29 protein-coding genes and 3 pseudogenes are annotated in these 23,657 nt (G+C 55.2%); 20 read left to right on the top strand and 12 right to left on the bottom strand.

Features of this window, described 5'->3' with window-relative positions; all coding sequences use genetic code 11:
- Nucleotides 1–88: 88 nt before the first annotated feature.
- From AC0QDI_RS18150 to AC0QDI_RS18135, 4 genes are all read right to left on the bottom strand, one after another.
- A complete protein-coding gene (locus AC0QDI_RS18150) occupies nucleotides 89–1,948 on the bottom strand; it encodes an MBL fold metallo-hydrolase (RefSeq protein WP_474670687.1) in 1,860 nt (619 codons plus the stop codon).
- A complete protein-coding gene (locus tag AC0QDI_RS18145) occupies nucleotides 1,945–2,877 on the bottom strand; it encodes a hypothetical protein (RefSeq protein WP_474670685.1) in 933 nt (310 codons plus the stop codon). Before AC0QDI_RS18145 ends, AC0QDI_RS18150 begins: the two co-directional genes overlap by 4 nt.
- A 228-nt stretch (nucleotides 2,878–3,105) precedes the next feature.
- Entirely contained in the window at nucleotides 3,106–3,393 is a 288-nt protein-coding gene (locus AC0QDI_RS18140) for a PadR family transcriptional regulator (RefSeq protein ID WP_474670683.1), read from the bottom strand.
- An 88-nt stretch (nucleotides 3,394–3,481) separates the two neighbouring features.
- On the bottom strand, nucleotides 3,482–3,679 hold the full coding sequence (locus tag AC0QDI_RS18135) for a hypothetical protein (protein WP_474670681.1): 198 nt from the start codon (nucleotides 3,677–3,679) through the stop codon (nucleotides 3,482–3,484).
- A 15-nt stretch (nucleotides 3,680–3,694) separates the two neighbouring features.
- Here AC0QDI_RS18135 and AC0QDI_RS18130 point away from each other — a divergent pair, with 15 nt between their 5' ends.
- From AC0QDI_RS18130 to AC0QDI_RS18065, 14 genes are all read left to right on the top strand, one after another.
- Nucleotides 3,695–3,832 (top strand): hypothetical protein, encoded by a 138-nt coding sequence (locus tag AC0QDI_RS18130; protein WP_474670679.1) that lies wholly within the window; start codon nucleotides 3,695–3,697, stop codon nucleotides 3,830–3,832.
- Between the two features lie 70 nt (nucleotides 3,833–3,902).
- Nucleotides 3,903–4,094 (top strand): DUF8012 family protein, encoded by a 192-nt coding sequence (locus AC0QDI_RS18125; protein ID WP_474670677.1) that lies wholly within the window; start codon nucleotides 3,903–3,905, stop codon nucleotides 4,092–4,094.
- A 64-nt stretch (nucleotides 4,095–4,158) separates the two neighbouring features.
- Nucleotides 4,159–4,428, top strand: a complete 270-nt coding sequence (locus AC0QDI_RS18120; protein WP_474670675.1) for an AbrB/MazE/SpoVT family DNA-binding domain-containing protein — start codon at nucleotides 4,159–4,161, stop codon at nucleotides 4,426–4,428.
- Nucleotides 4,429–4,785: a type II toxin-antitoxin system PemK/MazF family toxin gene (locus AC0QDI_RS18115; protein ID WP_474670673.1), complete on the top strand. Its 357-nt coding sequence runs from the start codon at nucleotides 4,429–4,431 to the stop codon at nucleotides 4,783–4,785. It begins immediately after the preceding gene.
- Between the two features lie 549 nt (nucleotides 4,786–5,334).
- Nucleotides 5,335–5,682 carry an SWIM zinc finger family protein gene (locus AC0QDI_RS18110; RefSeq protein WP_474670671.1) on the top strand — a complete coding sequence of 116 codons (348 nt, stop codon included), beginning with the start codon at nucleotides 5,335–5,337 and terminating at the stop codon, nucleotides 5,680–5,682.
- A 124-nt stretch (nucleotides 5,683–5,806) separates the two neighbouring features.
- Nucleotides 5,807–6,451: a hypothetical protein gene (locus AC0QDI_RS18105; protein ID WP_474670669.1), complete on the top strand. Its 645-nt coding sequence runs from the start codon at nucleotides 5,807–5,809 to the stop codon at nucleotides 6,449–6,451.
- Nucleotides 6,448–6,912, top strand: a complete 465-nt coding sequence (locus AC0QDI_RS18100; RefSeq protein ID WP_474670667.1) for a hypothetical protein — start codon at nucleotides 6,448–6,450, stop codon at nucleotides 6,910–6,912. Before AC0QDI_RS18105 ends, AC0QDI_RS18100 begins: the two co-directional genes overlap by 4 nt.
- Nucleotides 6,912–7,256, top strand: coding sequence for a hypothetical protein (locus tag AC0QDI_RS18095; protein ID WP_474670665.1), 345 nt, complete (start codon nucleotides 6,912–6,914; stop codon nucleotides 7,254–7,256). The genes AC0QDI_RS18100 and AC0QDI_RS18095 overlap by 1 nt, the downstream gene beginning before the upstream one ends.
- On the top strand, nucleotides 7,256–7,642 hold the full coding sequence (locus tag AC0QDI_RS18090; RefSeq protein ID WP_474670663.1) for a DUF7567 family protein: 387 nt from the start codon (nucleotides 7,256–7,258) through the stop codon (nucleotides 7,640–7,642). The genes AC0QDI_RS18095 and AC0QDI_RS18090 overlap by 1 nt, the downstream gene beginning before the upstream one ends.
- 100 nt (nucleotides 7,643–7,742) lie before the next feature.
- On the top strand, nucleotides 7,743–8,063 hold the full coding sequence (locus AC0QDI_RS18085; protein WP_474670661.1) for a DUF8118 domain-containing protein: 321 nt from the start codon (nucleotides 7,743–7,745) through the stop codon (nucleotides 8,061–8,063).
- Nucleotides 8,063–8,239 (top strand): hypothetical protein, encoded by a 177-nt coding sequence (locus AC0QDI_RS18080; RefSeq protein WP_474670659.1) that lies wholly within the window; start codon nucleotides 8,063–8,065, stop codon nucleotides 8,237–8,239. The genes AC0QDI_RS18085 and AC0QDI_RS18080 overlap by 1 nt, the downstream gene beginning before the upstream one ends.
- 2 nt (nucleotides 8,240–8,241) lie before the next feature.
- On the top strand, nucleotides 8,242–8,307 hold the full coding sequence (locus AC0QDI_RS18075; RefSeq protein WP_474670943.1) for a DUF7563 family protein: 66 nt from the start codon (nucleotides 8,242–8,244) through the stop codon (nucleotides 8,305–8,307).
- A gap of 86 nt (nucleotides 8,308–8,393) precedes the next feature.
- Nucleotides 8,394–8,660, top strand: a complete 267-nt coding sequence (locus AC0QDI_RS18070) for a HalOD1 output domain-containing protein (RefSeq protein ID WP_474670657.1) — start codon at nucleotides 8,394–8,396, stop codon at nucleotides 8,658–8,660.
- A 341-nt stretch (nucleotides 8,661–9,001) separates the two neighbouring features.
- The gene (locus AC0QDI_RS18065; RefSeq protein ID WP_474670655.1) at nucleotides 9,002–9,274 is read left to right on the top strand and encodes a hypothetical protein; all 273 of its coding nucleotides are present in this window, start codon (nucleotides 9,002–9,004) and stop codon (nucleotides 9,272–9,274) included.
- 172 nt (nucleotides 9,275–9,446) lie between these two features.
- Here the strand turns inward: AC0QDI_RS18065 and AC0QDI_RS18060 are convergent, their stop codons facing one another.
- The gene (locus AC0QDI_RS18060; RefSeq protein WP_474670653.1) at nucleotides 9,447–10,037 is read right to left on the bottom strand and encodes a hypothetical protein; all 591 of its coding nucleotides are present in this window, start codon (nucleotides 10,035–10,037) and stop codon (nucleotides 9,447–9,449) included.
- Nucleotides 10,038–10,551: 514 nt separating this feature from the next.
- Here AC0QDI_RS18060 and AC0QDI_RS18055 point away from each other — a divergent pair.
- From AC0QDI_RS18055 to AC0QDI_RS18045, 3 genes and pseudogenes are all read left to right on the top strand, one after another.
- Nucleotides 10,552–12,720: a hypothetical protein gene (locus AC0QDI_RS18055; RefSeq protein WP_474670651.1), complete on the top strand. Its 2,169-nt coding sequence runs from the start codon at nucleotides 10,552–10,554 to the stop codon at nucleotides 12,718–12,720.
- A 73-nt stretch (nucleotides 12,721–12,793) separates the two neighbouring features.
- Nucleotides 12,794–13,082, top strand: a pseudogene (locus AC0QDI_RS18050) (IS6 family transposase); the annotation flags it as partial.
- Nucleotides 13,083–13,434: 352 nt separating this feature from the next.
- A complete protein-coding gene (locus AC0QDI_RS18045) occupies nucleotides 13,435–13,728 on the top strand; it encodes a helix-turn-helix transcriptional regulator (RefSeq protein ID WP_474670649.1) in 294 nt (97 codons plus the stop codon).
- A gap of 397 nt (nucleotides 13,729–14,125) precedes the next feature.
- Here the strand turns inward: AC0QDI_RS18045 and AC0QDI_RS18040 are convergent, their stop codons facing one another.
- The gene (locus AC0QDI_RS18040; RefSeq protein WP_474670647.1) at nucleotides 14,126–14,389 is read right to left on the bottom strand and encodes a hypothetical protein; all 264 of its coding nucleotides are present in this window, start codon (nucleotides 14,387–14,389) and stop codon (nucleotides 14,126–14,128) included.
- 337 nt (nucleotides 14,390–14,726) lie between these two features.
- Here AC0QDI_RS18040 and AC0QDI_RS18035 point away from each other — a divergent pair.
- From AC0QDI_RS18035 to AC0QDI_RS18025, 3 genes and pseudogenes are all read left to right on the top strand, one after another.
- Nucleotides 14,727–15,040 (top strand): annotated as a pseudogene (locus tag AC0QDI_RS18035) (DUF7692 domain-containing protein).
- Nucleotides 15,041–15,129: 89 nt separating this feature from the next.
- A complete protein-coding gene (locus AC0QDI_RS18030; RefSeq protein WP_474670645.1) occupies nucleotides 15,130–16,176 on the top strand; it encodes a transcription initiation factor IIB in 1,047 nt (348 codons plus the stop codon).
- A gap of 124 nt (nucleotides 16,177–16,300) precedes the next feature.
- Nucleotides 16,301–16,639 (top strand): annotated as a pseudogene (locus AC0QDI_RS18025) (ArdC-like ssDNA-binding domain-containing protein); the annotation flags it as partial.
- 182 nt (nucleotides 16,640–16,821) lie between these two features.
- On the opposite strand, the gene AC0QDI_RS18020 reads toward AC0QDI_RS18025, so the two are convergent.
- The 6 genes from AC0QDI_RS18020 to AC0QDI_RS17995 form a co-directional block, all read right to left on the bottom strand.
- Complete coding sequence (locus AC0QDI_RS18020; protein WP_474670643.1) at nucleotides 16,822–18,177, bottom strand: APC family permease; 1,356 nt, start codon at nucleotides 18,175–18,177, stop codon at nucleotides 16,822–16,824.
- 2 nt (nucleotides 18,178–18,179) lie between these two features.
- Nucleotides 18,180–19,370 carry an alkyl sulfatase dimerization domain-containing protein gene (locus AC0QDI_RS18015; protein ID WP_474670641.1) on the bottom strand — a complete coding sequence of 397 codons (1,191 nt, stop codon included), beginning with the start codon at nucleotides 19,368–19,370 and terminating at the stop codon, nucleotides 18,180–18,182.
- 278 nt (nucleotides 19,371–19,648) lie between these two features.
- Complete coding sequence (locus AC0QDI_RS18010) at nucleotides 19,649–21,073, bottom strand: amidohydrolase (protein ID WP_474670941.1); 1,425 nt, start codon at nucleotides 21,071–21,073, stop codon at nucleotides 19,649–19,651.
- A gap of 137 nt (nucleotides 21,074–21,210) precedes the next feature.
- Nucleotides 21,211–22,443 carry a threonine ammonia-lyase gene (ilvA, locus tag AC0QDI_RS18005; protein ID WP_474670639.1) on the bottom strand — a complete coding sequence of 411 codons (1,233 nt, stop codon included), beginning with the start codon at nucleotides 22,441–22,443 and terminating at the stop codon, nucleotides 21,211–21,213.
- Nucleotides 22,424–22,678 carry a hypothetical protein gene (locus AC0QDI_RS18000; protein ID WP_474670637.1) on the bottom strand — a complete coding sequence of 85 codons (255 nt, stop codon included), beginning with the start codon at nucleotides 22,676–22,678 and terminating at the stop codon, nucleotides 22,424–22,426. The genes ilvA and AC0QDI_RS18000 overlap by 20 nt, the downstream gene beginning before the upstream one ends.
- Nucleotides 22,679–22,901: 223 nt before the next feature.
- Nucleotides 22,902–23,585 (bottom strand): helix-turn-helix domain-containing protein, encoded by a 684-nt coding sequence (locus AC0QDI_RS17995; RefSeq protein ID WP_474670635.1) that lies wholly within the window; start codon nucleotides 23,583–23,585, stop codon nucleotides 22,902–22,904.
- Nucleotides 23,586–23,657: the final 72 nt, after the last annotated feature.

The following is a 23,657-nucleotide window of genomic DNA, read 5'->3' as shown; positions in this document are numbered from 1 at the left end:
GTGCTCCCCGACGAGATTTAGCTGAAAGAGAGGATGCCAAGCACCTTCCTCAAGGAAGCGGCATCAGTTGCCGAGTAGGAAGGGTAGTTCACTCAGATTGATTCTCTTTGAGTGCCTCGCGAACGATATCATTCATTTCGTCTCGAACAATCCGTCGGATATCTTCTTCCGAGAAGTCACTATCATGGCGCTCAACAGCTAATTGGCCACTAAGCGAACGGAGAGCTAATTCTAGTGCTTCGATTTGGTCACTGAATTCCGATAGTGTTCCGTGGACTGCATCAGAATTAAAGTGGCTCTGATCGCTAACCTCAATCTTACCACCACGTTCGTCAAGAATCCGCTTTGCAGGTCGGTCCCCAACGACTTGCTCATCAGGAAGATCGGGACTAACCGATACCGGATTCATCATTCCAGTCAACTGGATTGTAGAGACAGAGTCAAGATTTCCTGCAAGGTGATTTGCCATTTTTTCCTGTTGATTTTTCTCACCATGAATGAGATATACCTGCGATGGAGACACTTGACGTGCGAATTGTAGCAACTCGTTCCGAGCAGCATGTGCCGACAGACCGTGGTATCGACTAATCCAACTCACTGGAACCTTAACACGCGTTCCTTCACCCTCATCAGGAATATCCCCATTCAACCCATTTGAGGGAAGAGTGAGAGCAATTTCGTCCAAATCATTCTTCAACGCTTCCTCTAACCGGCGACCAGGTGCTCCTTCGGCTTGGTACCCGCAGAGGATGATACGGGCTTCATCATATCGCTGGGTGAACTCGAGTAAGTACGTCGGAGAAAAACCCCCAGATAACATTCCAGACGGGGCGATTATAATAGGCGTTTCATCAGCTTCCAACAACTCAGCCCGAGACAAGGACATTCGTCTCGCAGATGATGCCTGATTAAAGAGGAAGGGTTGTTGATCACCAGAATTGACAATATACTTACGGACCGATTCAGATGCGAATTCTCCTTTACAGTGTTCATTATATGTATTTGTGGCACGTTGAGCCATTCCATCATAGATAATATTGAATTGTGTTCGGTCTTTTTTTGGAAGCGTATGGATACGGTTTTTGAACATATAGAGCAGTTCCTGAGACCGCCCTACACCAAAGCAGGGGATGAGAACTGGTATCCCACTCGTTGCCGCTTCTATAGCTTCATTGTAGATATCGGTTCGCGTATCAGAAGCGCTAGTGTGAGAATGTGTATCTCCGTAGGTTGATTCAAGAAAGAGCGCATCTGCCAGAGGTGGTTCATCGATATCTGGGAGATGGTTCGATCGCCCGCCAATATCGCCCGAGAAAACCACCCGAGAGCCATCAACAGTTAGTGCGAGCCAAGCACTCCCCAGTAAGTGGGCAGCATTTCCAAACTCAAAATGGAGCGTTTCAGTATCATCAATATGTGCAATGTGGTCACTCAAATCTGCTGCTTGGTACCCGCAGGGACGGAAGCGATCAACGACCTTCCTCAGGTCTGTTTCAGTGTACTGTTGTTCTCTTCCCGGCTTTTGAGTCACACGACGATGGATCTTAAGCGAATCCCGAAGTAGTGTATCCGCCAGTGCTGCTGTTGGTCTTGTCGTAATTACAGGTGCCTGATCTGAGAGAAAGTTGTGACTTTCTAATAGCGGAAGAGATCCAATATGATCGATATGGGCATGAGTGAGAAACACTGCATCTATTTGGCCCTCATCAAGTCCTCTCAGATCAGGAAACAGTCCTCCATCTCCTTGGTTTAGTCCTGCATCGACAAGATACGTTCCTGTCCGGGTCTCCACTTGGTAACAACTTCGTCCAATTTCTTTCGCACCCCCTCGAGGAATCACCACAAAAGGAGATTCATCATTGACCGAAAAATCGAATTCTGTCTCTCCACCGATTCTGAGAATATATTCATTTTCCTCGTCACTAAACTCTTGAACTGCATCGCTCATCGGGACAACACCTCATTTGCATAGAATCGCTCACTGGTTTCGGTCCGCCCACGTAATCGAATAAATTCGAGTAGATCTGTCTCACTTAGTTGTGGGAAGAACTGATCAATTTCGGAAAGGATAGAATTTAGTGACCGATGGCCACTAGAGGCTGGTGCCACACGGTCTAACATCCAATTAGCGGGTATTGCCTCAAGTTGGTCAATACGCTCTGCTTCTCCCTCTGTGAAATATTTGTGGCGGCCAGCTGGTTGCTGTGTTTCACGGCTGGATCGTGCTGGTTTTGCAGTTGCCTCAGTAACCTGGATAAGTTGTGGTGGAGATCGTGTTTCTCCAGGCATTGCAGTGTCAAGCGAGTCTCTAACTTGTGTCGCTGCAAGACTTCCCTCCCGACGAAAATATCCAAGAGTGATGTCTGCTTGGTCTTTGTAGAGTTCTGGTGTAGCTACTGTGGCTCCAGTATCTGGATCATTAGTTGTATAGCGAGGGGGAATCTCAGCTACACAGAGATCTGTGAATTGAAGGCGATCTGTATCAACGTAAGGAGAGCTATCAATTTCCGTTAGAAGTTCGGATAGAGACTCAACGAACTCCCTCGGTCGCCATGCAGTCGCATTTCGAGGAGGTCGCTCTGCGGGGTTGTCGAAATAAACCGTCGATTCTGGAATATATGCTCCCTGTGGAATTCGCACATCAACTGGATAATCTGGTGTATGATACTCTTCATGTGTCCGATCGCCATTCGTTGACTTTCCTAGAGAAAACCGAATCATTACAGGAAAGACGGTACTGGGAAGACATTCGATTACAGTACGTGGATCGGATTCGTCTAAGATGACTGTCCCTCGGTTACTAACCTCAGCAGAATCGATATCCGAATCATTCGCTCCCATAATTCGGTTAAGAATTCCATGTGTACTAAATGCCATCCAACCGTGGTGGAAGTGAAACTGATAGATGAAATTTAGACACGATTTCGCCATACCATTCGAACACATCAGAACTGTAGCTTGCCGAACGCTATACATCGGTCTCACTTCCGTAGCGACCGGGCGATGTCTCTGGGTCTAGAATCGAAACGTTGACGCCAACTGCAAAGTCGCGGCTCAGTCGCGCGAAGGTATCGAAGTTGCCACAACGGTGGGCGTGATCGTCTGCTACTCTGACAGTAGCTCGCCCACGTACTGGTCTTCCCAGTCCCGACGTGCTTCGATCTCGCGGCGGCCACGAGCCGTGAGCGTATAGACGTTCGTCCGTCGGTCGGCTTCGGCTTTCTCGACGAGGCCCTTATCGACGAGTGTATCGAGATTTGGATAGAGTCGGCCGTGGTGGATCTCGCCTTCGTAGTACTGCTCGAGTTCCTCTTTGAGTGCGAGTCCATGTGGTTCGTCCTGGCCGGCGATCGTGTACAGCAGGTCACGCTGGAAGCCCGTTAAATCGTACATATTTGTTCTGTGTTCTATCAGGATATAAGAGTATCGAGAACAGGATGGGGAGCGGCTATGAGAGGAGATTTAGACGAGGTGGGAGTTGTCAGTCTTCATCGGCTAGATCGCCTTCTATCTCGCTCGCATTGAGATCGTCCCACGCACCTTCCTGTTCCCAGTCGACGATCGGCGTTGGTTCCATCCTCAAGCGGTCGCGTATCTTACCCGTGTATTCGAATCGCTCTCGAGGATACCCAGTGAGATCGGCCAAGATCGACAGTGCGTCGGGTTCGTCACTCGTCATTAGAAGAGTTTGTCCTTGACGCTCGAGGAAGCACTCGAGGTCACAGAAACCGTCTGCAGCGACCTCAAAGAGGAATACGATCTGCTGACGGAAGACGAGCGAGAGAACGGCGAGGTCGCCCTTTCGTCGCGGGGACCAAAGCCGATCGTCTAAGCCAACAGCTTCGCAACAAACGCACAGCCGGTGGTGTTGTTCGACCCCTGAAAGGGGTAAAGTAGAAAAAATGGATAATCATCACCTCCTCGGATACCTGCTGTGGCGTGCGTGGAGCAGTTTCAGAAGCATCGACGAGGATCAGTTGAGCGAGGAAGATCGAGAGAAAAACGCTGATGCAATGGCACTCTTGGAAGACGTATCGCTCTTAGAGAGTGGAGGACGCTCAGAATCCCGGGGTCCAGCATGGCCGGACGATTAGCTAGCCAAGCAATTGCCTCCGCCCGCCCGATATCCTTTTGAGTATGGATATGATATGAATATGTATGGGCGAGATAAAGAAACGACGTGTTGGCGATCGCGGGCAGATCACTCTCCCAAAGGAACTACGCGAAGAATTTGACATTGGTGGCGGTGACGAGATAGAAATCCGCAAAGAGTCGGGGAAAATCGTTATCGAGAAACCGATCACTCGGGACGATCTAGCGGCCGGGTATCGTGCGCGGGCCGATCAGCTTCGAGACCTCCATGAAGAGATGGATGGCGTTTCGCAAGAGGCCGACGAGTATCTCGGCGACGTCCCGGAGTGGAAATAGATGGAAGTTCGCCGGGGAGACATTGTGATCGTTGAGCTCGACCCGACGAAAGGATCGGAGCAGCGGGGGACGCGACCATGTCTCGTCGTCCAGAATAACGTCGGGAACGAAAACGCACCCACAACGATCATCGTCCCGTTCACGACGTCGGTTGATGACGATTTGTATCCGTTCGAAGTACTCATAACGGCCGATGAAAGCCACCTTCGCGAGGACTCCATCGCGATGTGCAGTCAGATCCGAACTGTGTCGATCGACCACCGGATCAAAAACGTCGTCGGATCTATCCCCGATGAGCGGATGAATGAGGTTGATAGCGCACTCGAGTATAGCCTCGGGTTGCGCGGCTCGTGGTAGTTTCCCGGACAATTAACACACTCGAGCAGGCCCTTCACTCTCGTCTTTTGCGTGGTGGCTGTTCTAGTGTGTCGTTTCCAGTCTACTCCACCCAACCCACCGTTTCCCACTCACTTCCAAGTCCTGGACTGCTCACTGCGCTCACCTCACTCCCATCGGTCGCTGCGTTCGCTCGTTGTGCTGCCGAGCTTTCCTTGTTGGTTCTCGTTCACGCTTTGGACGTCCACTCTCTGAACAGCCGGTGGCGTTGTTCGCTCCTCACGAGGAGTAGAGGGATCAAAGACGATGCAAACTGCCAGTCGGATCACGAATCCACTCGCCGTTGAGTTCACTACCGAGTCCGATTCGACCGTCGAGCATTCCCGCTTCGGCGTATTCGACGCGCCTGAGCACACTAACACGAGCTGTGACTACTGCGGGAAGTTCGGGCTTGTTCCGACGCACAGCTGTGAAACTGCCTGTGACCTCGGCGTTCAACTGATCTGCTCAGACTGCGAGAGCGCGTAACTCGAGACGATCGACCAGGCTAGCGGCAGTTACACCTGACCTATGTCAATATCATCATCAGCACATCCGCTCGAGCGACTTGAACCGACCCAGAGGACGCTCCGACGCGCCCAGTACGAAGCCTTCGAGTTCGAACTTGTCGCGCAGGGCGTCCTCGTTCGCAACGCCAGCCACGCAAATCCCGAGGACCACGAGTATCTGGTCACGATCGAGGACGGCTTGCCACACAGCTGTCCGTGTCCAGCAGACGAACACTACCAAGGTGCATGCAAACATCGGGTTGCAGTCGCGATCCGAACGTCCGTTCTCGAGGCTGCACGTAACGCACAGCGGATCCGCGAACTCGAGGCCTGCGGGGTGCAGGCCACAGCGAGTCCACCAGCGCCGTGAGTTACCCCACGATTTAGTGTCGTCTCTACTTCGTGGGGTAACTCTGCCAGAGTCGACCAACATCCGCACGAACGCACCGCACGTGGTGTTGTTCCACCCTCGGGAGGGATGGAGGGTATCATAGATGCCACGAGCAGACGAGACGGCAGCACAGCCAACGGAAACACCCGATAACGAGAAGTCAACCGACTACACGACGCCGCTTCCACGGCGGTTCCTCGCGACTGCCAGTGGGCCGGTCACCCGGATCACTGATTATGGTGACAGGACGACCGAGCGTGTTCGCGCTGACATCTCAATCGAGTACTCGATCGAAACGCTCGAAGAGTTCGCCACGTTCTGGGGCTTCCGCGATTACCGCAGCTGGAAGCGAGCGGCTCTCGAGGCTCTCCTCGAGAGACAGGAACCCGACGCTGTGACGTACGCCGTCGACGAGGATGACCTCGAAGAGTGGGACGTCACGGTCGACGGACGTGTTGAGGCATTTGTGCGACTCGTCGAGACGATGGCCGACTACACAGGACGAGATCCTTCTTGTCGAGATGCAATCCCTCATCAGATTGCAGCTCGGATCAACGGTCTCACTCATGGTCGCCAGACGACTGACGACGTTCTCACGGAGTTTGCTGACGAGCTGCATCGGGCAGAGCTGTGGGGGCTTGGGGCGCACCTTACGCTCCTGAACGTCAGACACGCCCACCACGAGCCGATTGAACAGCAGGCCGCAACGCTTGCTCGCACTCTCAGCGACGACGAGGTGAGCCGATGAGCGAACAGTCGATCAAACTTGGTGACGTCTGCTTGGATCTCGCACAGGGGCGGCCAGTCCACGTGATCGCAGATACTGGCCAGACAGTCGCCGAGTGGTCTGAAGCAAACAACTACAATCTGCTCGATAATTACGGGAACTCACGATTCGATACAGCCGAAGATGAGCGCGTGTTCGATGTCGTCTACTGTTCAAATCTAAAGTCCAGACCCTCGAAAACCTACGCGTATCCCGAGTCACGGCTGGGGCGCATCGAAAGTGAAGCAGCTGATGCTGGCCGCCAGGTCGCCGATCGGGTGGTCATCACCGTCCTCGAGAAACTGTTCGAACGTGCAGCCACGGACGACGATGGCGCCGTGGCCGTCCTCGAGCGCTATGCCACCGACGTCGGATATGCGGACGAGGCCGCTGAAGCGCACGAACTGGCCGAGATCGATCAGATCGTCGGAGGTGAGGCGTGATGGTGGCCGATCTGCTGACGTACGTCGACGAGAGTGACGCACCCGAGGACACGCTCACCGAGTCGCAAGTGTGGGCGCTTCGCCAGGGCGTGCAGGCGGCGATCGATCGCGGTGACAAGAGTCTCTCACTTCCATCGAAAGCACTCTCGCCTGACCGATGGCATCATTGGGGCATCGGCGTCTCTGTCTGGGTCCACGACAGCGGCGTCGTCGTCCTCCAGAAGGACGGGAACACGATCGTGACCGATCTCTCGATGCTCGAGCACGTTTCGCTGGTACTGGCTGGTGCCCACGCCAAGATCGGTCGCGTGACGCGGATCGGTCCAGAGAGAGGTGACGAGTGATGGCGATCGTCGACACTGAAGAGCGGTATGCTGGTGCGTTCGACACGGTGACGTGTCCTGTCTGTGGTACCGACGAATGGACACATATTGTCTATCAGGGCGTTTTCTGTGCGACCTGTAACACTCGGTGTACGCTGCGTGAATCGTCTGGCGATCAGGGCTTCATCGCCGAGTTCGACAGCCAGTACACGTGGTCCGTCGAAGAGGCTGAGCCGATTCCCGAGACTGATGAGTACGGCGCGCTCGCGTCTGGCAAGTGGCTTGGGACCGAGTCTCGTGGCTACGATCGCTACTGGTTCTCGGCGTATGCAGCCCACGTCGATGGTTGCGAGAGCGAGTGGGAGCCAGCGTGGGACCGAGAGACAGTGACCACAGAAGCTGACTAGAGCTCAATCGAACACGAAGACACCCAGCGACAGCACTGGACGTCCATCTTGCCGTTCGGTGGTGTTGTTCTCCCCTCGAGAGGGGTGGTGGGTTTGACAGATGAGCCGATTCAGAGAGCTGAAACAGATTGTACAGCGATCCGAATACTATGAAACCGATACGGGCCGAAAACTGCGCCTGCGTGCGGAAGTCGAGGTGATTGCTCGTACAGAGTGGTTGGTTCCCGACGGCGGGACCATAGCCGCCGAGGCTACTCGGAGTGAGTCCGAGAAACCGACGTACACACGGCATGTCGAACCGCCGGAACAGGGCGGGAAGGCATACGTCCGGTGTACGTACTGCGAACGCGAGCTGCTAGTCGAACTTGGTGGACAGGACAACCTGTCGCATGCGCCCGGCTGCCCGGAGCGTGAGTCGTGATGAGCGAGTCCACCGATAGCTGGTCTGACGAACGAGTGCAAGCCGAACTCGAAGCAGTGCTGGCTGATCTACAATCGCTCGAGGAACACCTGGCCGAGCCGTTGACCCTCTCAGGTGCAATCACCGAACTCGAGAAGACGCGTGCCATGTACGAACATGCGGTTGTGGAGGTGTGACGATGCCCAACTGTTCGAACTGTGGCGCACACGTCACAGAACAGTACAAGCGGGTTTTTTTCGGATAACACCGGAACGCTCCATGCCTGTCCGAACTGCCGATCCCAACGCGAGCGATATCATGGAGCAGGTGCCGGGCTAGCGGAGGTGAATCATGGCAACTAATCAAGTCAAATACGAGTGGTCGGGAACGCCGCCGAGCATCGCAATTATCGAAGCGATCGCGAGTCTCGAAAACTGCCCGTCAACGGAGCTGGGACCAACCCACGGGGTTGTGCTGTCCGACACGATCGACCCTGAGGCGCTTGATCGACTCGTCACAACCAGCGAATCAGTGTCGGTCGGTGAGTATGATGTCAAATCACTGAGAAGATGCTGCTCGTTCGCGCCACCTGAGACGCGAACAGTCGATCAACAGTAAGTTTTGATTGTACCACTTGGATTCTCTGTGGTGTTGCTCACCCCCTCAGAGGGGTGGAGGGAGCGTGTACAGACCGAAACGTACTCTCCAAGATTGATCATCATGCCACTCCTAGACGTATACGAACGCACGTTCGACGAAGATGTTCCCCTCTCTGAACAGCCGCCCGTTGGAGATGGGGACAGCGAGGAACAGATACTGCCCTACGACGGACTCAGCGCAGACAACAACGCCGATGAGGGCCGATCCTCACCATGCCGATCGAGAGTCCAGAACACGCGTCAGCACAGCGAGTACGCGTCGCAGAGCGCCTCCACGAATTCGTGGTGAACGACCTTCAGATGACTACTGACGACATCCTTGTGCGTATCCACGCCGACGGGACGATTACTGTCCAATTCGCCGCGAGCATCGGGAACGAAAGCGACCCAGAGGTCAATACACTCGGCCTTCTGAGAGGCCACTGTGGCTTTGTCGGTAGCTACGATGATGCACCAGGACTGTCGCTCGATCTCCACCGTGATTACGTCGCTGAGACCGATGACGCGTCCATCCGCCGTGACGCACTCACCATCCTTGAAGAGCTCACTACTGGTCCGTCAACCGTGAACTAATGAGTTCAGATCGGGGGCGACTTTAACTCATAAATAGCTGACAAATACCTCACCGCGTGCAAGATAGAGAGCATTAGTGCAGCACGACACCCCCGTTTGTCTCACGCCGAAACCGGTGAACTATCCGCTCACTGCACGTGCGACCTGAACGCTAGAGTGTCTATCAGGTATTTCAGACATAGAACGGCGGATTGTGGAACATCCAGAAGGCAGCGACTATGGACAGAGCCAGCAGACCTCCGAGTACCACCGTCCCAAGGACCGTGCGGAGCGGAAGAGTACGCAGGGGTCTGTCGTATCGCCACAACTGGGCGCCAACGAAAGCCACCGCAACGATCACGCTTCCGATCAGGAACGACAGCTGAAAGGACTCCAGTATCATATCGTCCTCTAATATCACTATCTGAACGCCAATTCCGATAGCGCTAACTATGGTCGCTCCTACCACGTATAAGAATCCAGCCACCACGTGTCGTAGGGCTGCGCCCCAAGAGAACGAATGGAAGGCGTCGACGTCCGGATCAGGTGCCGCAAAACTCGCGATATTGGCGTACAGAAGTGGAAGTGTCCCCACTGCGACGACGCATGCGTACGGAAACACGGTCAAAATAGCAATCATAATCACGACGGGGGCCGCGCCAATTGCCCCTAACTCACCCAGAGCGATGGGAGGAACAATGAGGATAGCGACCGCCATAATGAGGAATAGGGTTAGCGGAACTGCATTTTCCTTATACCGATCCATAGCCGAGAGTGGGGACATATAGTACTAAATTCACATATCCGGTAAATGTTTTCTGGTGATAAGAATGGTACTCACTTTAGGAGCGATATTCGACAGTAAACAGACAGATAGAGTGTGGCTCCGGAAACTACCTTCTCTGTACTTACCGATCCCTCTCAAAATTTGTTAGCCACTGATGATTTCAACAGAGCCGCTCGAACGAGAACTCGAGCGTGCGAAAGCGGTCGCTGGTCCAGCTGGTGTGAATCTGTTGTCGAGATACTCAACCGATGACGCCAGATGAATCAAATCCACAGGCCGTCCCTGAGTTCGACCGAGCTCTTGGTGTCGATGATCCGGTTCCTGACTCGGTGTACAGTGATCAGGGGTCTCGCCCAGAGCGTGGTACCATGGACGGCGGTCAAGTTCCCATCGAAGATCTACACGAGGCACTCCTTGCGGGCGTGAGTGAGGATACACTACAGCGGAGGGGTGCGGAAGTTGGTTCACAAAAGCCTAGATGTTTATCAGATATCACTGATACTATCCCTCAATGCGCCGACTTACTGCGGTCGCGATCGCGGCACTCGTTCTCGTTTCAGTTCTGGCTGCTGGTTCGGGGGTGGCCGCTACCACCACGACAACGCAACTCAGAGACACTACAACGGGGATTTCGTATGGGCCGGTCGCTGACAGCAATATCGAGAATCTCGACCAGATCAAATCCACGCTCGAGCAGTTCGGGGTAGAACCACCCAGCGAGACGACGGCCGTCGTTGACTCAGACGGTGGACGGCATATCGTATTCAGTTCTGAGCCGATTCCGGCAGGGGAAGCGACTATCGACGGGAGGTCGTTCTCGACCAGCGAGGTTTCTGGAAGTATCATCGTCGCAGATGATTTCAAGGTGGAAACGCGCGGAACACCGGCCTCGTTCAGCGACGTTCAGAACAACCCCCAGCAGTACGAATACCAAGTCGTTCGATTCGACACCGCAACAACGATTGGTTCACTTGCCGCGAAACCCTCTAGTGCAGTCTCAAGCCAGCAAACGACAGGGACCCTCGCAGAGCCTGGGGCTTCCTCGGCGGACCTTTTCCAAGAACCGCCGGGTGATCTCGCCAGTTGGGGCGTCGCGAACCTCTCTGATAACTCGCTTGGGGACGGTAACGGGCTACAGGATCGGTTCCCCGAATCGGGCATTCAAACACAGTCGTTTAGCCAGCAGTTCTGGGGCGAAGGTGATGCGACAGTCGACGCCGCAGTAATACCGATCTACGGACCAAGCGGGGACAGTTCACAGGCGACCGGATACGAGGTGGTACTCGTCGACGTGAACTATGACAGTCAGACGCTCGATTCGCCTGCCGAAATTCGGAGTGGGGGCTACGAGGGAGAGGTCGTCACGGTTGAATCGGACCTCGCCGGGTCGTCGACGTCCGCTCAAGAGTATCTCACATCGGTCGCATCGTGTGGCGATAAATCGGTTGCTGCCCCGACATCGCCACCCGTCTGTGTGCCGGTGACGCATGATATCGTCGTTCACTCTGGCGTCTTCGCCGATGGGAACAGTCCCGACGAGGTGCCGATCGCCTACGCGGGCATGTCCAATACAATTCAGACCGTTCCGACAGAGACTGAGACCGGCCGGTACGAGGTGACCGGCGAGGTCGTGAGTACGAGCGAGATCGATAGTTCGCTCAAGGGCGGATACGCGTTGCGCGTTTTCGATATGGAACGGATCGGTGATGCCAATATCGGCGAGAGTGTCACAGCGAACGCCGATCGGGTAGAACAGCGGATCAAAGCGCAGCTCGAGTTTGACGAGTCCGACTGGAGCCAGCAGAGCGATGGTGGGGATTCCACCGATGAACAGCAAATCGGCGATCAACAGAACACAGTCTCTCCTAGCGAATCCGATAACGAAGAGGGGGAAGAAAACGCTAGCTCTGATAGTGGACAGGAAAGCAATGGAGACGGTTCCTCCGGCCAAAATAGCGTCGGGAGTTTTCTTGACTCGCAGACCCCCACCCAGATCGGTTACTATCTTGGTGTTATCTCAGCGGCTGTGTTCCTACTCGGGTTAGTACTTGAAGGCGCGCGGGGATTCAAGGACCGATACGGAGACGATGAGTCGAGTATCACTGGTCAAATGACCGAAGCGGTTATCGTCGCTTCGTCGGTTGGATTCGTACTGAGCGGAATGCTAGTCGGTGGTGGAAATGGGCTATTTTTGGCACTGTTCGGTGCTGTTGGAATTGTGTCCTTCGCTTTAGTCCATTTTGCAGACCGGGTGTTTGCACCACTATTCACTCAAGTACTCGAATTGGATCATGAATATTCACAGCTACTCGTCATTGCGAGTTCGGTCACATTCGCGCTTGGAGTATTGGTGGTGCTGTCGGCCATTTCGAGTGTGTTATCTATGTCAGACCTGGCGGTTATATTCCAAGCGGCACTCGGTTTCGCATCGATCCTTGTGGCGGTTTTTGGTCCAGTTGCTGGACTCGCACGCCTCTACAAGAAGTATATCGCAGGCGGAGAACCGAATACTGGGAGCGATTTCGCACTCACAATGACCTTTATCGGAGCCGTTGGGATGCTCACATCAGGAGTGCTCCCAGGGGAGGTAGTGGGTGAGTTTTTCCTCGGGCCGAGTATATTCGTTCTCGTGCTTTGTGGCTTCGGGACGCTTGGCAAACTCATCTATCGGATGGTATAGACGGTGTGCACAGGGGCACGGTCTAGTTGAGTCAGTTTGAGACGTGAGCAGGTCGTTGAGTTTCTTGGACAAGATGCTCGCAGACCTGCTCAGCAAGAGGTATACGACGGGCTTAGAAGAATCTTGGGAGAACGAGCGGACGGCGACGCCCGTCAGGGCATTCGCCGTCCGCCTCCACGAAACTGGTTTTCTCTTAGGGAGACAACAACGGTTTTAGCCGAATTAGGCATTGAACGCTACATGGAGCGGTCTGGAATTGGGTACATCGGCTGGCTGACAGCGGTTGCGACCCGCCGACGGCGGAGCCGTCAAGGGTCGCGGTTGACGAGACCGCTGTCAAAATCAATGGCGAGTGGTCTTATAATATAGTAATCGCCAGAAGTGTCTACTCACACCTCTCGTCAGGTCTTCGAGAGACAACGAGACACGCCGATCTTCGTCGGGTAACACTACAAGGACTTCCAGATTCTACTATAGTACGTTCAGACAGGTAGATTGCGGATTACGAAGTTCTCACGACCGACGGCCAACCCGATTGCGAGGTGATTATGGCTCACGACGGCGAGTTGAACCGTCTCTCTGCGGTCCTCGAGCCCATCAGAAGGGCGTCATGCTGAAAGGGGCGTTTATTATATGTGACTGAGCGTGCCTTCCTGCACTATTCCTTTTGTCTTTTCTCGGAATCCTTATCCGTAAACACACAGAAACTCTGATATGTACGATCTTACTGGCTTCCAGCGTGACCTGTTGTACACGATTGCCGGGCAGGACGAACCCCACGGACTCGCGATTAAAGACGAACTCGAGGACTACTACGAGAAGGAGATCCATCACGGGCGTCTCTATCCCAACCTCGACGAAGTCGTCGATAAGGGTCTCGTCGAGAAAGGCGAACTTGACCAGCGGACGAATTTCTACACGATCACCGCTCGGGGTCAGCGTGAACTTGAAGCTCGACGAGAATGGGAAGATTCGTATGTCGGTGAATTGCTCTCGGATTCAGAGTAACGGAACTGGTGATAGGACCAAAGAGGAACGACAGGAATGGGAGTCACAGTACCTTGACTAGCCATACACGTGCACGATGTTGTCATTCAGTACAGGTGGCACTCCGAATACATGGAGAATGTTTAGATATTGAATTGTGACTACATTCCGCTTATGTGAGGCGTCTCAGTTTGCGACGTGATCGTTTAGCGCGACTCTTGAGGATTTCATTGGCAGCCATTGATCTTTCTCAAGCACGTTTCACCGTCTGTCGCATTACGCAGACGCGACAGGCATGCCTATCAGGCACCCATACACACCTGGTTCACAGCCTTGTCCGGTAACGGGCGCGTGCGTATCAGAAGTGAGATAGGTACACATTATAGAGTACAATCGAGTCTGGGACCGTGCCCGCGAATTACTCGTCTGGCATTGTCACACGAAGCTCGTCGCCAACCTCGTAGAAGTATCCTCGTTCGAGCAACCGGGTGAGTGCATGGTTTGCGTCCTCGGGTTCGAGGGCCAGTTCATCGGTACTGCAGAGGACTTCGAGCGCTTGCTCTCGAGGGATCGACTGGATGTCTTTACGCTCAGCCGAGTTGAGGCTGTGTGTACAAAGGACATCATATGCGTCCACTATCCACTCTGGAAGCGGTGGCCGTGGATCAGAGAGATCGTTCATCTCTACTTCGTACTGGCAATCTTTGCTAACGTCCTGCTTAAGGATATCCCCCAGCCAGGTATAGAACCGACTCTATGAGGGACCGAATGGTTTGGGTACTATTTCGATCAAACCGGAATTGAGATCCCCATACAGAAAATCGCTCGATCACCGATCACCTGAAAGCTGTTTGTTCGCACCTGACGGGTGAGGCGCACCCACGTGTCTCGAGAGCCGCGACTCGTCGTGTGCATATCTCGAGTCGATCCGTTGTTCGAGTCGCCGTTCGTATCTGGATAGCCGATACGTTCCGCCGGTTTTGGTCCGAAATAGGCCGATCAGTGAGCCGAAAACGAGGATTTCAGGGGTCGCGTCTACGAATAGGCGAATCAGGACTGACGGCGACTACGCATATCGACGAGGCGCGATCGAATGTGTAGCTGACTTCTATGACTGCAACAAGGCGAAAGTGGTGGTGAGTGCCGGTGACGACATTCCGAAGTTCGTCCAAGCATCTCGCCAAGCCCTCGGCGCGACGACCTCACATTCAAGCAGCGCCGGGAGATCGCTAAGATACTGTCGACGCAAGCGGTGACCCTCGAGGCTAGTACCGAGATCGTCACTGAAACCACGTGGGTATTCCCTTCAGTACTGGTTGCTGACTGTAAGTAAGCATACCGCGGGGGTTCGATGTCTCGAGAAATGCCGGTATCTGGCCGGCGTTAGAGCCCTCACCCCTCACGCGGTGTGTCAATTGGGGGATGCTGCCCGGAATTTGGCACCGATATCACGGACCCTTCTACTGGACTCTGAAATCAACGAGTGGTGTTTATCGCCCCAGAAGCGGTGAAGGGGCTGATCAGTTGTCCTCTTCGGAGTTATCGATGGCAACGAGAGACATCTACACGACGACGTTTGGCGAGGGCGTTCAGACGACTACAACTACCTGTCCAGACTGTGGCGGCAGCGTTCGAACGACTGACCGCGAGACAATCTGTGAGGACTGTGGACGTATCCTCGAGGACACTAAACTAGACCGAGGACCAGATTGGGGCCGACATGACGAGCAGGGATCCAAGAGACGGACCGGCGCCCCGCTGACACCGACACGCCACGATCGAGGCCTCTCCACCGAGATCGGGTACAAGCAAGACGGACATGGAAATGTACTCTCGGGCACGAAGCGCCGACAATTGAACCGGCTGCGTCGCGAACAGTCCCGTGCCCAGTGGCAGTCGAAAGCTGAACGCAACCTCGCCTATGGACTCGGTGAAATCCGGCGAATCGTCGCACGTCTCGGCCTCGCACAGAGTATCCGGGATCAGGCGTGTTCGCTGTTCCGAACGGCACAGTCTGAACATCTCTGTCGCGGACGATCGCTTGAGGCGGCGGCTGCAGCCAGTGTCTACGCTACAGCTCGGTGTAACGGACTCGGACGATCACGAGCAGAAGTCGCAGCCTGTGCGCGCTGTGATCAGCAGAGACTCACCAACGCCTACACCGCCATGAACGTTGAACTTGAGTTACCGACACAGCCGATTGCAGCAACAGATCGGATTCCGAGACTGGCGACAGAACTCGAGGTCCCAGATCAGGTTCATCGACGAGCACTCGAACTCGCACAGACGGCACGTGAACGCGGACTGACGATCGGCTGCCGGCCAAGTGGTGTCGCAGCGGGCTGTCTCTATCTCGCTGCCCAGCGAGTCGGCTTGTGTCTCTCTCAGGAGCGGATCGCCGATATTGCAGGCACATCGCCGAACACGCTCCGCAGTCGCCGAGACGAGTTACTCGAGATCGATTCCTGATCCTGATCGTCACAGCTAGATGAGACACTCGTAACAGAGCCGCTCAAGCGCTCCCTCGAGTGTGTTTTTCTTCCCTAGAGGGATGAGGTGCATTCTCCGAACTGAGCGTCCGTCGTCACAAACCATGACTACGAGTGACTGTTCGCGGGTGTCCTTCGATGATTTGGACACCAGACGTGAGGAGATGCACAGTACAGTACCATGGAGGCATGGGTCGACGACCTTGTCGACAAGGTTGATGACGCAGTCTCGAGTGAGCAATTCCAGGAGTGGCCGATGTTCAGAGCCGCTTTCACGACTACTCCTACCGAAACACGCTACTGATCACACGCAGTGTCCGCACGCAACTCGTGTCGCCGGCTATCGGACGTGGCAAGCCGAGTTCGATCGACATGTGTCGGAAGGCGAGAGCGCGATCTGGATCTGGGCACCGATCATCGCAAAGCAGTGCCCAGAGTGTGAGCTCATCGACGCCGTATTTTCCCGCTGGTTTGCGTCCAGTGATGAGTCGGACTTCCGGCGTCGCCACACGGAGTTCGTCGCCGACTTCGCAGAAGAGCCTTGCTCGAGCAACCGAGCGAGTCCGTCGTCTGCGTCCTCCGGCTCACGGGTCAGGTATCGCACCGATACAACAAAATGGGCAGGTCAGTCGGTTGATTCCTCGAGCGACCGCATCACGTTTCGAAGGTCAATACCTCGCTTATTGAGTTGTCGGACTCGGAGTCGGAAGACACCGTAGCCGATGACTATGTAGATGGTGATGACACCGATCATCAGCGGCAGTCTGAGGCTGGTAACCCCGATGAGAGCGACCGAACTTAGCACGCCCCCAATCGCGACAGCCCGAAGCACGAGCGGAGGCAACGTACTGTCGGCGTTCACATAGCGGTCAGGGAAGACCGCGGGAAGTCGCCAGAGTGCGACCGCGTTGAGACAATTCACGGTGAGGACCGCGATGGCGAGGAAAATCGAGAGGAAAACCGGTGACGGCTGGAGCGGGGCGAAAAGCAGAGGCGGGACCCCGAGCGTCAACAGGGCAACGTGTGGCGTCTTGAACCGCTCGTGGACCGCAGCGAAGGTCTTTGGGAAGATTTCGTCGTTCGCTGCCCGCATCAGCGCCCGGGAGAAACCGGTGTAGGTGGTACTGATCGAAGTGAGGCCCCCGACGACCGCGCCGATTGCGACCAGTCCGACGAGCGGGCTGGGGAGGAACCTCTGGGCCGCTATGACGACTGCGCCCTCTCCGCCGCCGAGCTGTGTCCGGTTCACAACGCCGACCAGCACGGTGACCAGGCTAGCGAACAGCGTGAGCGAAATAAGGGCTGCATACAGCAATACTTGTGGGATCGACTGCGATGGGTTTTCGAGTTCACCGCCGAGGTTCGCGATCATCGAGAACCCGCGCAACGGGAAGTACAACGAGACGATCGCGATCGCGAACGGTGCAACCCCGCTTGGCAACAGTGGGGTGTAGTTTGTCGGCTCAATCGCCAGTACTCCGGGAATAATAAACACGACCATACTGGTGAGCAATACGCCGACCAGAACGGTTTGTACCCGTGCCAGGGGTCTGATGCCCAAGATATTCAGCAACAGAAACGTCGTGAGGAGGACATAGGTAATAGCGAGGTCCGGGATTGCGACGAAGATACCGACGTACTCGGCGAACCCGACGCCGATGAACAGAAGTCCGGCCCACACGCCAGGAAGGATCAGCCACGGAAGCAAGAAGCCAGCAAAGGGGTGGACAAGTCTCGAGGCATAGATGTAGTTACCGCCGGTCGTCGGAATCGCGCTTCCGAGTTGATAAGTAATGGTGATGCCAAAAACCAGCAGAATCGCCGCGAGGAAGATCCCGAAGATAACGGCCGGACCGGCACTCGCAGCGAGCGGTCCCGGAAGCGTGAAGATACTGATACCAATGACGTTCCCGACGACCAGCGCCGTCGCTCCAGCCACCGAGAGCGACCCATGACGCAGTCCGAACTGTCCACCGGTCATCGTTAGCGAAACCTCCGCCCTTCCGTCGCGTATCCGGCGGCAGCAGCGTAGATATTCTGAGACATCAGGTCCGTTTCTCTCTCCGCTCGTCGCTCGTATACCTCTTCGACGTTGGCCTGAACCGTCACGTCATTCGGCGCGGCTTCGAGCGCAAAATCGGCAAGATGACCGGCAAGTCGGTGGTCGCCTGCTGCTGCGAGGTTCGTGGCCCGAATCGACAGCTGTTCTGCATCGCCGATTAGCTTTGTAAGTTCCTCGGCGAGCGCCTCTCGGGGTGCGGGTTTCAGTTCGCTCGGGCGACCTGACCACCAGCCGCCGTAGTATCGCAGGACGTTTCGGACGATGAACTCACCGTTATCGTAGTCCTCATCCAGCCACGGTTCCTTGGGGACTGGTAGGTCAACCTCGTGGACGATGTCGACGTGTGGGGGCGACCCGTCATTGAGCGCATCGAGCGTCCGCTCGACGATTGTATCGAGATACTCCGCTCCCGAAAGGAGACGTCGACGGATCTCGGCAGCGTCGTCCACAATCGGGGTTCCGTGGCCGGGACAGAGCGTCGTTGCATCCTCCTCAGCCATCTCCCGGAGCGTATCTGCCCACGCCCACGGATAGCGCTGGACTTTCTGTGGGTTCCCAGCATTTGGTGCGACGCTGATAAAGAAGTCACCAGTACACAGTACGTCCCACTCTGGACAGTACAACCAACTGTGGTCGTCGGTTTCTCCTTCCCCGTGGTGAATTTCGAAGGTAACGTCGCCGACTTCCACTGTGAGGTCGTTACGGTACAGGGTCGTCGGTGGATGCTCCGGCCATCCGTACCGGCTCTCACTGACTTCGGCGCTTCTCGTGGACGTGGTTCCACCGAATTGGCGGCTGTTGATCGCTTCATTGTGTCCCGCAGTCTGCTTGTAGCGATCAAACCGGGCGGGCATCGCTTGGTGAGCGATCACCTCTGGATCATCTTGTCCATCGAGAAGATACGCATCGAGACCAAATGCATGGTCCAGATGGCCATGTGTGTAGATAACGGTGTGGACCGGTGCATCCGTGTGCTGTCGGAGTAGATCAGCAAACACTTTCGATTCGTCCTCGAGACCGGTGTCGACTAGAAGAAGTCCTTCCGCCGTTTCGAAGGCCGTCACGTCGCTGAATCCGGCACAGTGATACGTCCGCTTTGCAACCTCGTTCACTTCGCTCTCCGCGACAAACATTTCGGTCTCATATGGACTGATGCTAGTTCGTGACACACAACTGTGTGTGGAGTTCTGTGCCTAACTCTGATCCCTCTGTATAGGGAGTTGTTTATATACTGGTTGATAGTCATTCCCGAACTGAGACAGGGTCCGCCAAGATTGTTAGGATCAGTTCCGCACTGAATACGATGTCCCTGAGTGGTCTCTACAGAAGCGGTAGTGAGTATCGCGTACGCAGCCATCCTCCCGACTGAGGCCGACGCACCGGATGTAACTCAGTCAGTCAGTGTAGTAATCTTGGACGGTGGCTCCGCATCGTCGGGGAGCGGAGATTCGTAGGCTCGCTCGCCGAGCATCGTTTCGAACTCTTCCTGAGCTGTCTCGAGCGTTTCTGGATCTTTCAGGAGATCATATACAGAGCCAGCAAGTACCTTCGCTGCGTACGTGACGCCTTTCTGTCCAAAGCTACCGTTTGCAGCGACGATCTGCCACGAGTGCCCTGGGGTGCCGACCGGCCATGTGGCACCTCTAAACTGCCCTGTGGGGGTGATCCAGCTCACGTCGCCAACATCGGTCGAAGCGGGGGTTCGGAGATTCTCATCGAACGCCGCGACGGGTTCGGGATAGAGTGGGCGATCCGCTATCTTAGTGCGGAGATCTTCGGGCACATGTGCGACCTCCGCTTTACGTCTTTCCTCTGGGATCGTTTCTTGGAGGTCACGCGCGAACGCAATATCCTCCTCGTCGTACGAAATCGGTTCTACGGCCTGCATATTCTCCCAGATTACGTCAGTGACTGCCTCGTTCGCGCGGTAATCGTAGCAGCCGGTCAGGAATCGCTCATCGACCGTGGTCTGTGTCATCAAGGCGGCTCCCTCTGCAATTTCGCGTAGCCACTCGGTATTACGTTCGACCTCCTCGCGTGTCGGTGCGCGCACGAAATACCAGGCTGAGGCGGTCTCTGGGACGACGTTCGGTGCTTGCCCTCCGTCGGTAATCGTGTAGTGAATTTGCGCATCGTCCGACAGATGTTCGCGCATGTATTCGACGCCTGTATTCAACAATTGGACAGTATCGAGCGCGCTCCGTCCCGATTCCGGCGATCTGGCTGCGTGCGCTGAGACGCCATCGAATGTAAATTCGAGAGAGTTCACTGCATTTGATGTCCCCATGGAAGGAGTACTCAGGGAGGCTGGATGCCAAGTTAGCGCCGCATCCAGATCGTCAAAGACGCCCGCACGAGCCATGTAGATTTTCCCGACAAGGTTTTCCTCCGAGGGGCAGCCGTGGTAGACAATTGTCCCTTCGATATCACCGGCATCGATCGCTTCCTTCACCGCAATAGCGGCACCGACGCCAGCAGTCCCGAGGAGGTTGTGTCCGCAGCCATGGCCGGGAGCATCCTCTTCTCTGGGTTCGCGCTCCTCTGTCACCTCTTGAGAGAGTCCCGGGAGGGCGTCGTACTCGCCGAGAATCTCGATTCTGGGACCGGTTTCACCGTAGGAGGCGACGAATGCCGTCGGCATCCCTCCGATCCCTTTTTCGACCGCAAAGCCCTCACTCTCCAGCGTCTCGATCAGTACTGCCGAGGATTTCTCCTCCTGTAAGGCAACCTCGGGTGTTTCCCAGATACGTTGCGCGACGGTTTTCAACCGCTCTTCGTTCGTATCGACCCACTCGAAAATGCCGTTCTTTGCCATAGACTCTGGCATGCGAGACAGTTGCGGGAACCACTACTAAGAACAACTTCTTGTTTTACGGAGCTGCTTAAGTACAGATCATTGGTCAGCAATTGACATCCCCCCCAGCTGAAACCGTGAGATTCCCACGAGAGGAATTACCAATTTTCCCGTCGTCTCGTTCGAATGACGGTGTGGCCCTCTTCGCGGAGCGATTTGATGACACGCGTTGTCTGGTCAGCTCCATTTGTCTCGATTCGAAAGTCAAGGAACGCGTCCCCGACGCTCAGCCCTTTGACTGATCGCTCGTGTCTCACATTGCGGATGTTGACGTCGTGACTCGCGATTATATCGGCGATTTCAGCCATTTTTCCGGGACTGTCTGTGATCCGGACCCGGAAACGAACGAGCTGGTCCCTGTATGTCAACCCATGTGTAAGCACTGTCTGTAGATCGGTCAGTCCGAGGTTCCCGCCGCTCAGAACTGGAACGACAATTTCCCCATCCACGTCGACCTTGTCGCTACAGATGGCTGCCACAGTCGTCGCACCTGCGGCCTCGACCATCTGCTTTGAGCGTTTCAGAAGGAACAGAATCGCCTCTGATATTTCGGTATCTGATACAGTGATCACCCTGTCTACGTGTTCGTCGATCAACTTGTACGTAAGTCGGGAGATACCACCGGTCGCTATCCCGTCGGCGATTGTCTGCACTGGCTCGACGGACTGCGGTTGGCCCTTATCGAGGCTCTGGGGGACGGTAGAAGCCCCTTCAGCCTGGACCCCAATTACACGTGTCTCAGGCGATTTCTCTGCAATAGCAGCCCCAATACCACTGATCAATCCACCGCCACCGATCGGAACGACGATTGTCTGGACAGTAGGAACTTGCTCGAGGATTTCGAGCCCTAGCGTCCCTTGACCAGCAACGATCTGAGGGTCATCGTACGGATGAACGAACACACTATCGTCGTCGACGATCGACTTTGCGTAAGCCATCGCGTCACGGAAATCGTGGCCGTGTAATTCGATGGTCGCCCCGTACTTGGCCGTGGCGTCTACCTTCGCCTGCGGAGCACTCTTAGGCATGACGATGGTCGATTCCAGATCGGTCTCTGAGGCAGCGAGGGCAACCCCTTGGGCATGGTTGCCAGCACTGGTTGTAATCGCTCTCGTTGCTTCGAGACCTGATTCGGCGACCTGTTTGAGCTTGTTGTACGCTCCGCGAGTTTTGAACGACCCAGTTCGCTGCAAATGCTCCATTTTGAGGTGTACCGTTGCATCGGTCTTCGCCTCGAGTGAACGACTCGTATCTACAGGAGTCTGTTGAACAACGGATTCGTCGTCTAGTCGTTCCCAGGCTCCCTCGATATCACTGAGTGTTACAGTCATGCTTACGATCTGGTGCGAGGGCCCCGGGATCGCTCGCTATTACACCATCTCGCACCATGTCCGAGTTTGGATCCGATTGGTCCTCGAGCAGGAACGCCTTCAGCTCGAAGGAGTGATCGAGGTGTCCGCGCGTGTAGATGGCGGTGTCGACCGGCTGATCGGTCTCGGCGCTGATTGCTTCGGCAAGTGCGGGGGCGTTGTTCTCGAGACTGGAATCGACGAGGAGGAGCCTCATCTCCGATCTCGAAGGCGGTCACGCCGCTGAATTCCGCGTAGTAGTAAACACCATCAGTTACCTCGACAGCGTCTTGGAACTGGTCGACAAACATGTCGATATCGAACGGACTGATGCTGCTTTGTATCATACAGAACTGTGCGGGGGTCTGTAACTAACACTAACTCCTTCGTATAAGGAGTGACATATATACTGGAAACGATCTCTTCGAGATTAGACGGAATCAGGCGGAGCTGTCGGGTGTAGAATCAAAGTGAGACGTCATTATCTCACTGATGATAGTGTTCTCGATGCGACGTAGCATATCCCCAACGTTCGACGGTGTGCAGTCCAATTCACTGGCGATGTCTTCGTACGTAACGCGACGCGGTTGTTGGTAGTACCCGAGTTCGTAAGCCTTCTCCAGTATTTCACGCTGGCGTCCGCTCAGGGCGGTGAACAGCTGCTGTGCGCCTGGGTGGTAGTCACCAGTGCGCTTGACTGTCGCTGTGAGGTTATCTGGCGCCGACGAGAACGCTTGCTGGATGTCCTTTTCTTCTCCGATGAGTGTAATCTCCATCGTCCCATCGTCTCGGATAGTAACTGGTCCGTCGACGATGAGTCCGTACTCTGTCGGTCCCCGGAGAAGTTTCCTGACAGTTGGCATCGGCTCGAAGTGGATGTACGCGAATACCGACTCCGTTCCCCGAACCACCTGATAGCTGGTGATGATGTCAGTTTCGTCGAGGATGTCGCGGACGGTCCGTGCATCGCCAACGAGTTCGTACAAATAGATTGCCTGTCCGTCGTCGAGCAACTGATGGGAGTGAACCGCAATGCGCGTGACATCGTCTGCGCGGGCAAACGACTCGCCAAGCGATTGTAGCCATCCGTCAGAATGTCGGAAGCTGAACGTGGCGAATCTCATACTACCCGTTCACCCGCGGTTCCTATCAACGCTACGGCGGTTTCGATTCAGCGTTAGCGGCCACATTGGACG

It is taken from the genome of Natrinema sp. LJW11, from assembly GCF_056135975.1.
Note: the sequence above shows the minus strand (reverse complement) of the source record. Positions and strands in the feature narration are given on the sequence as shown.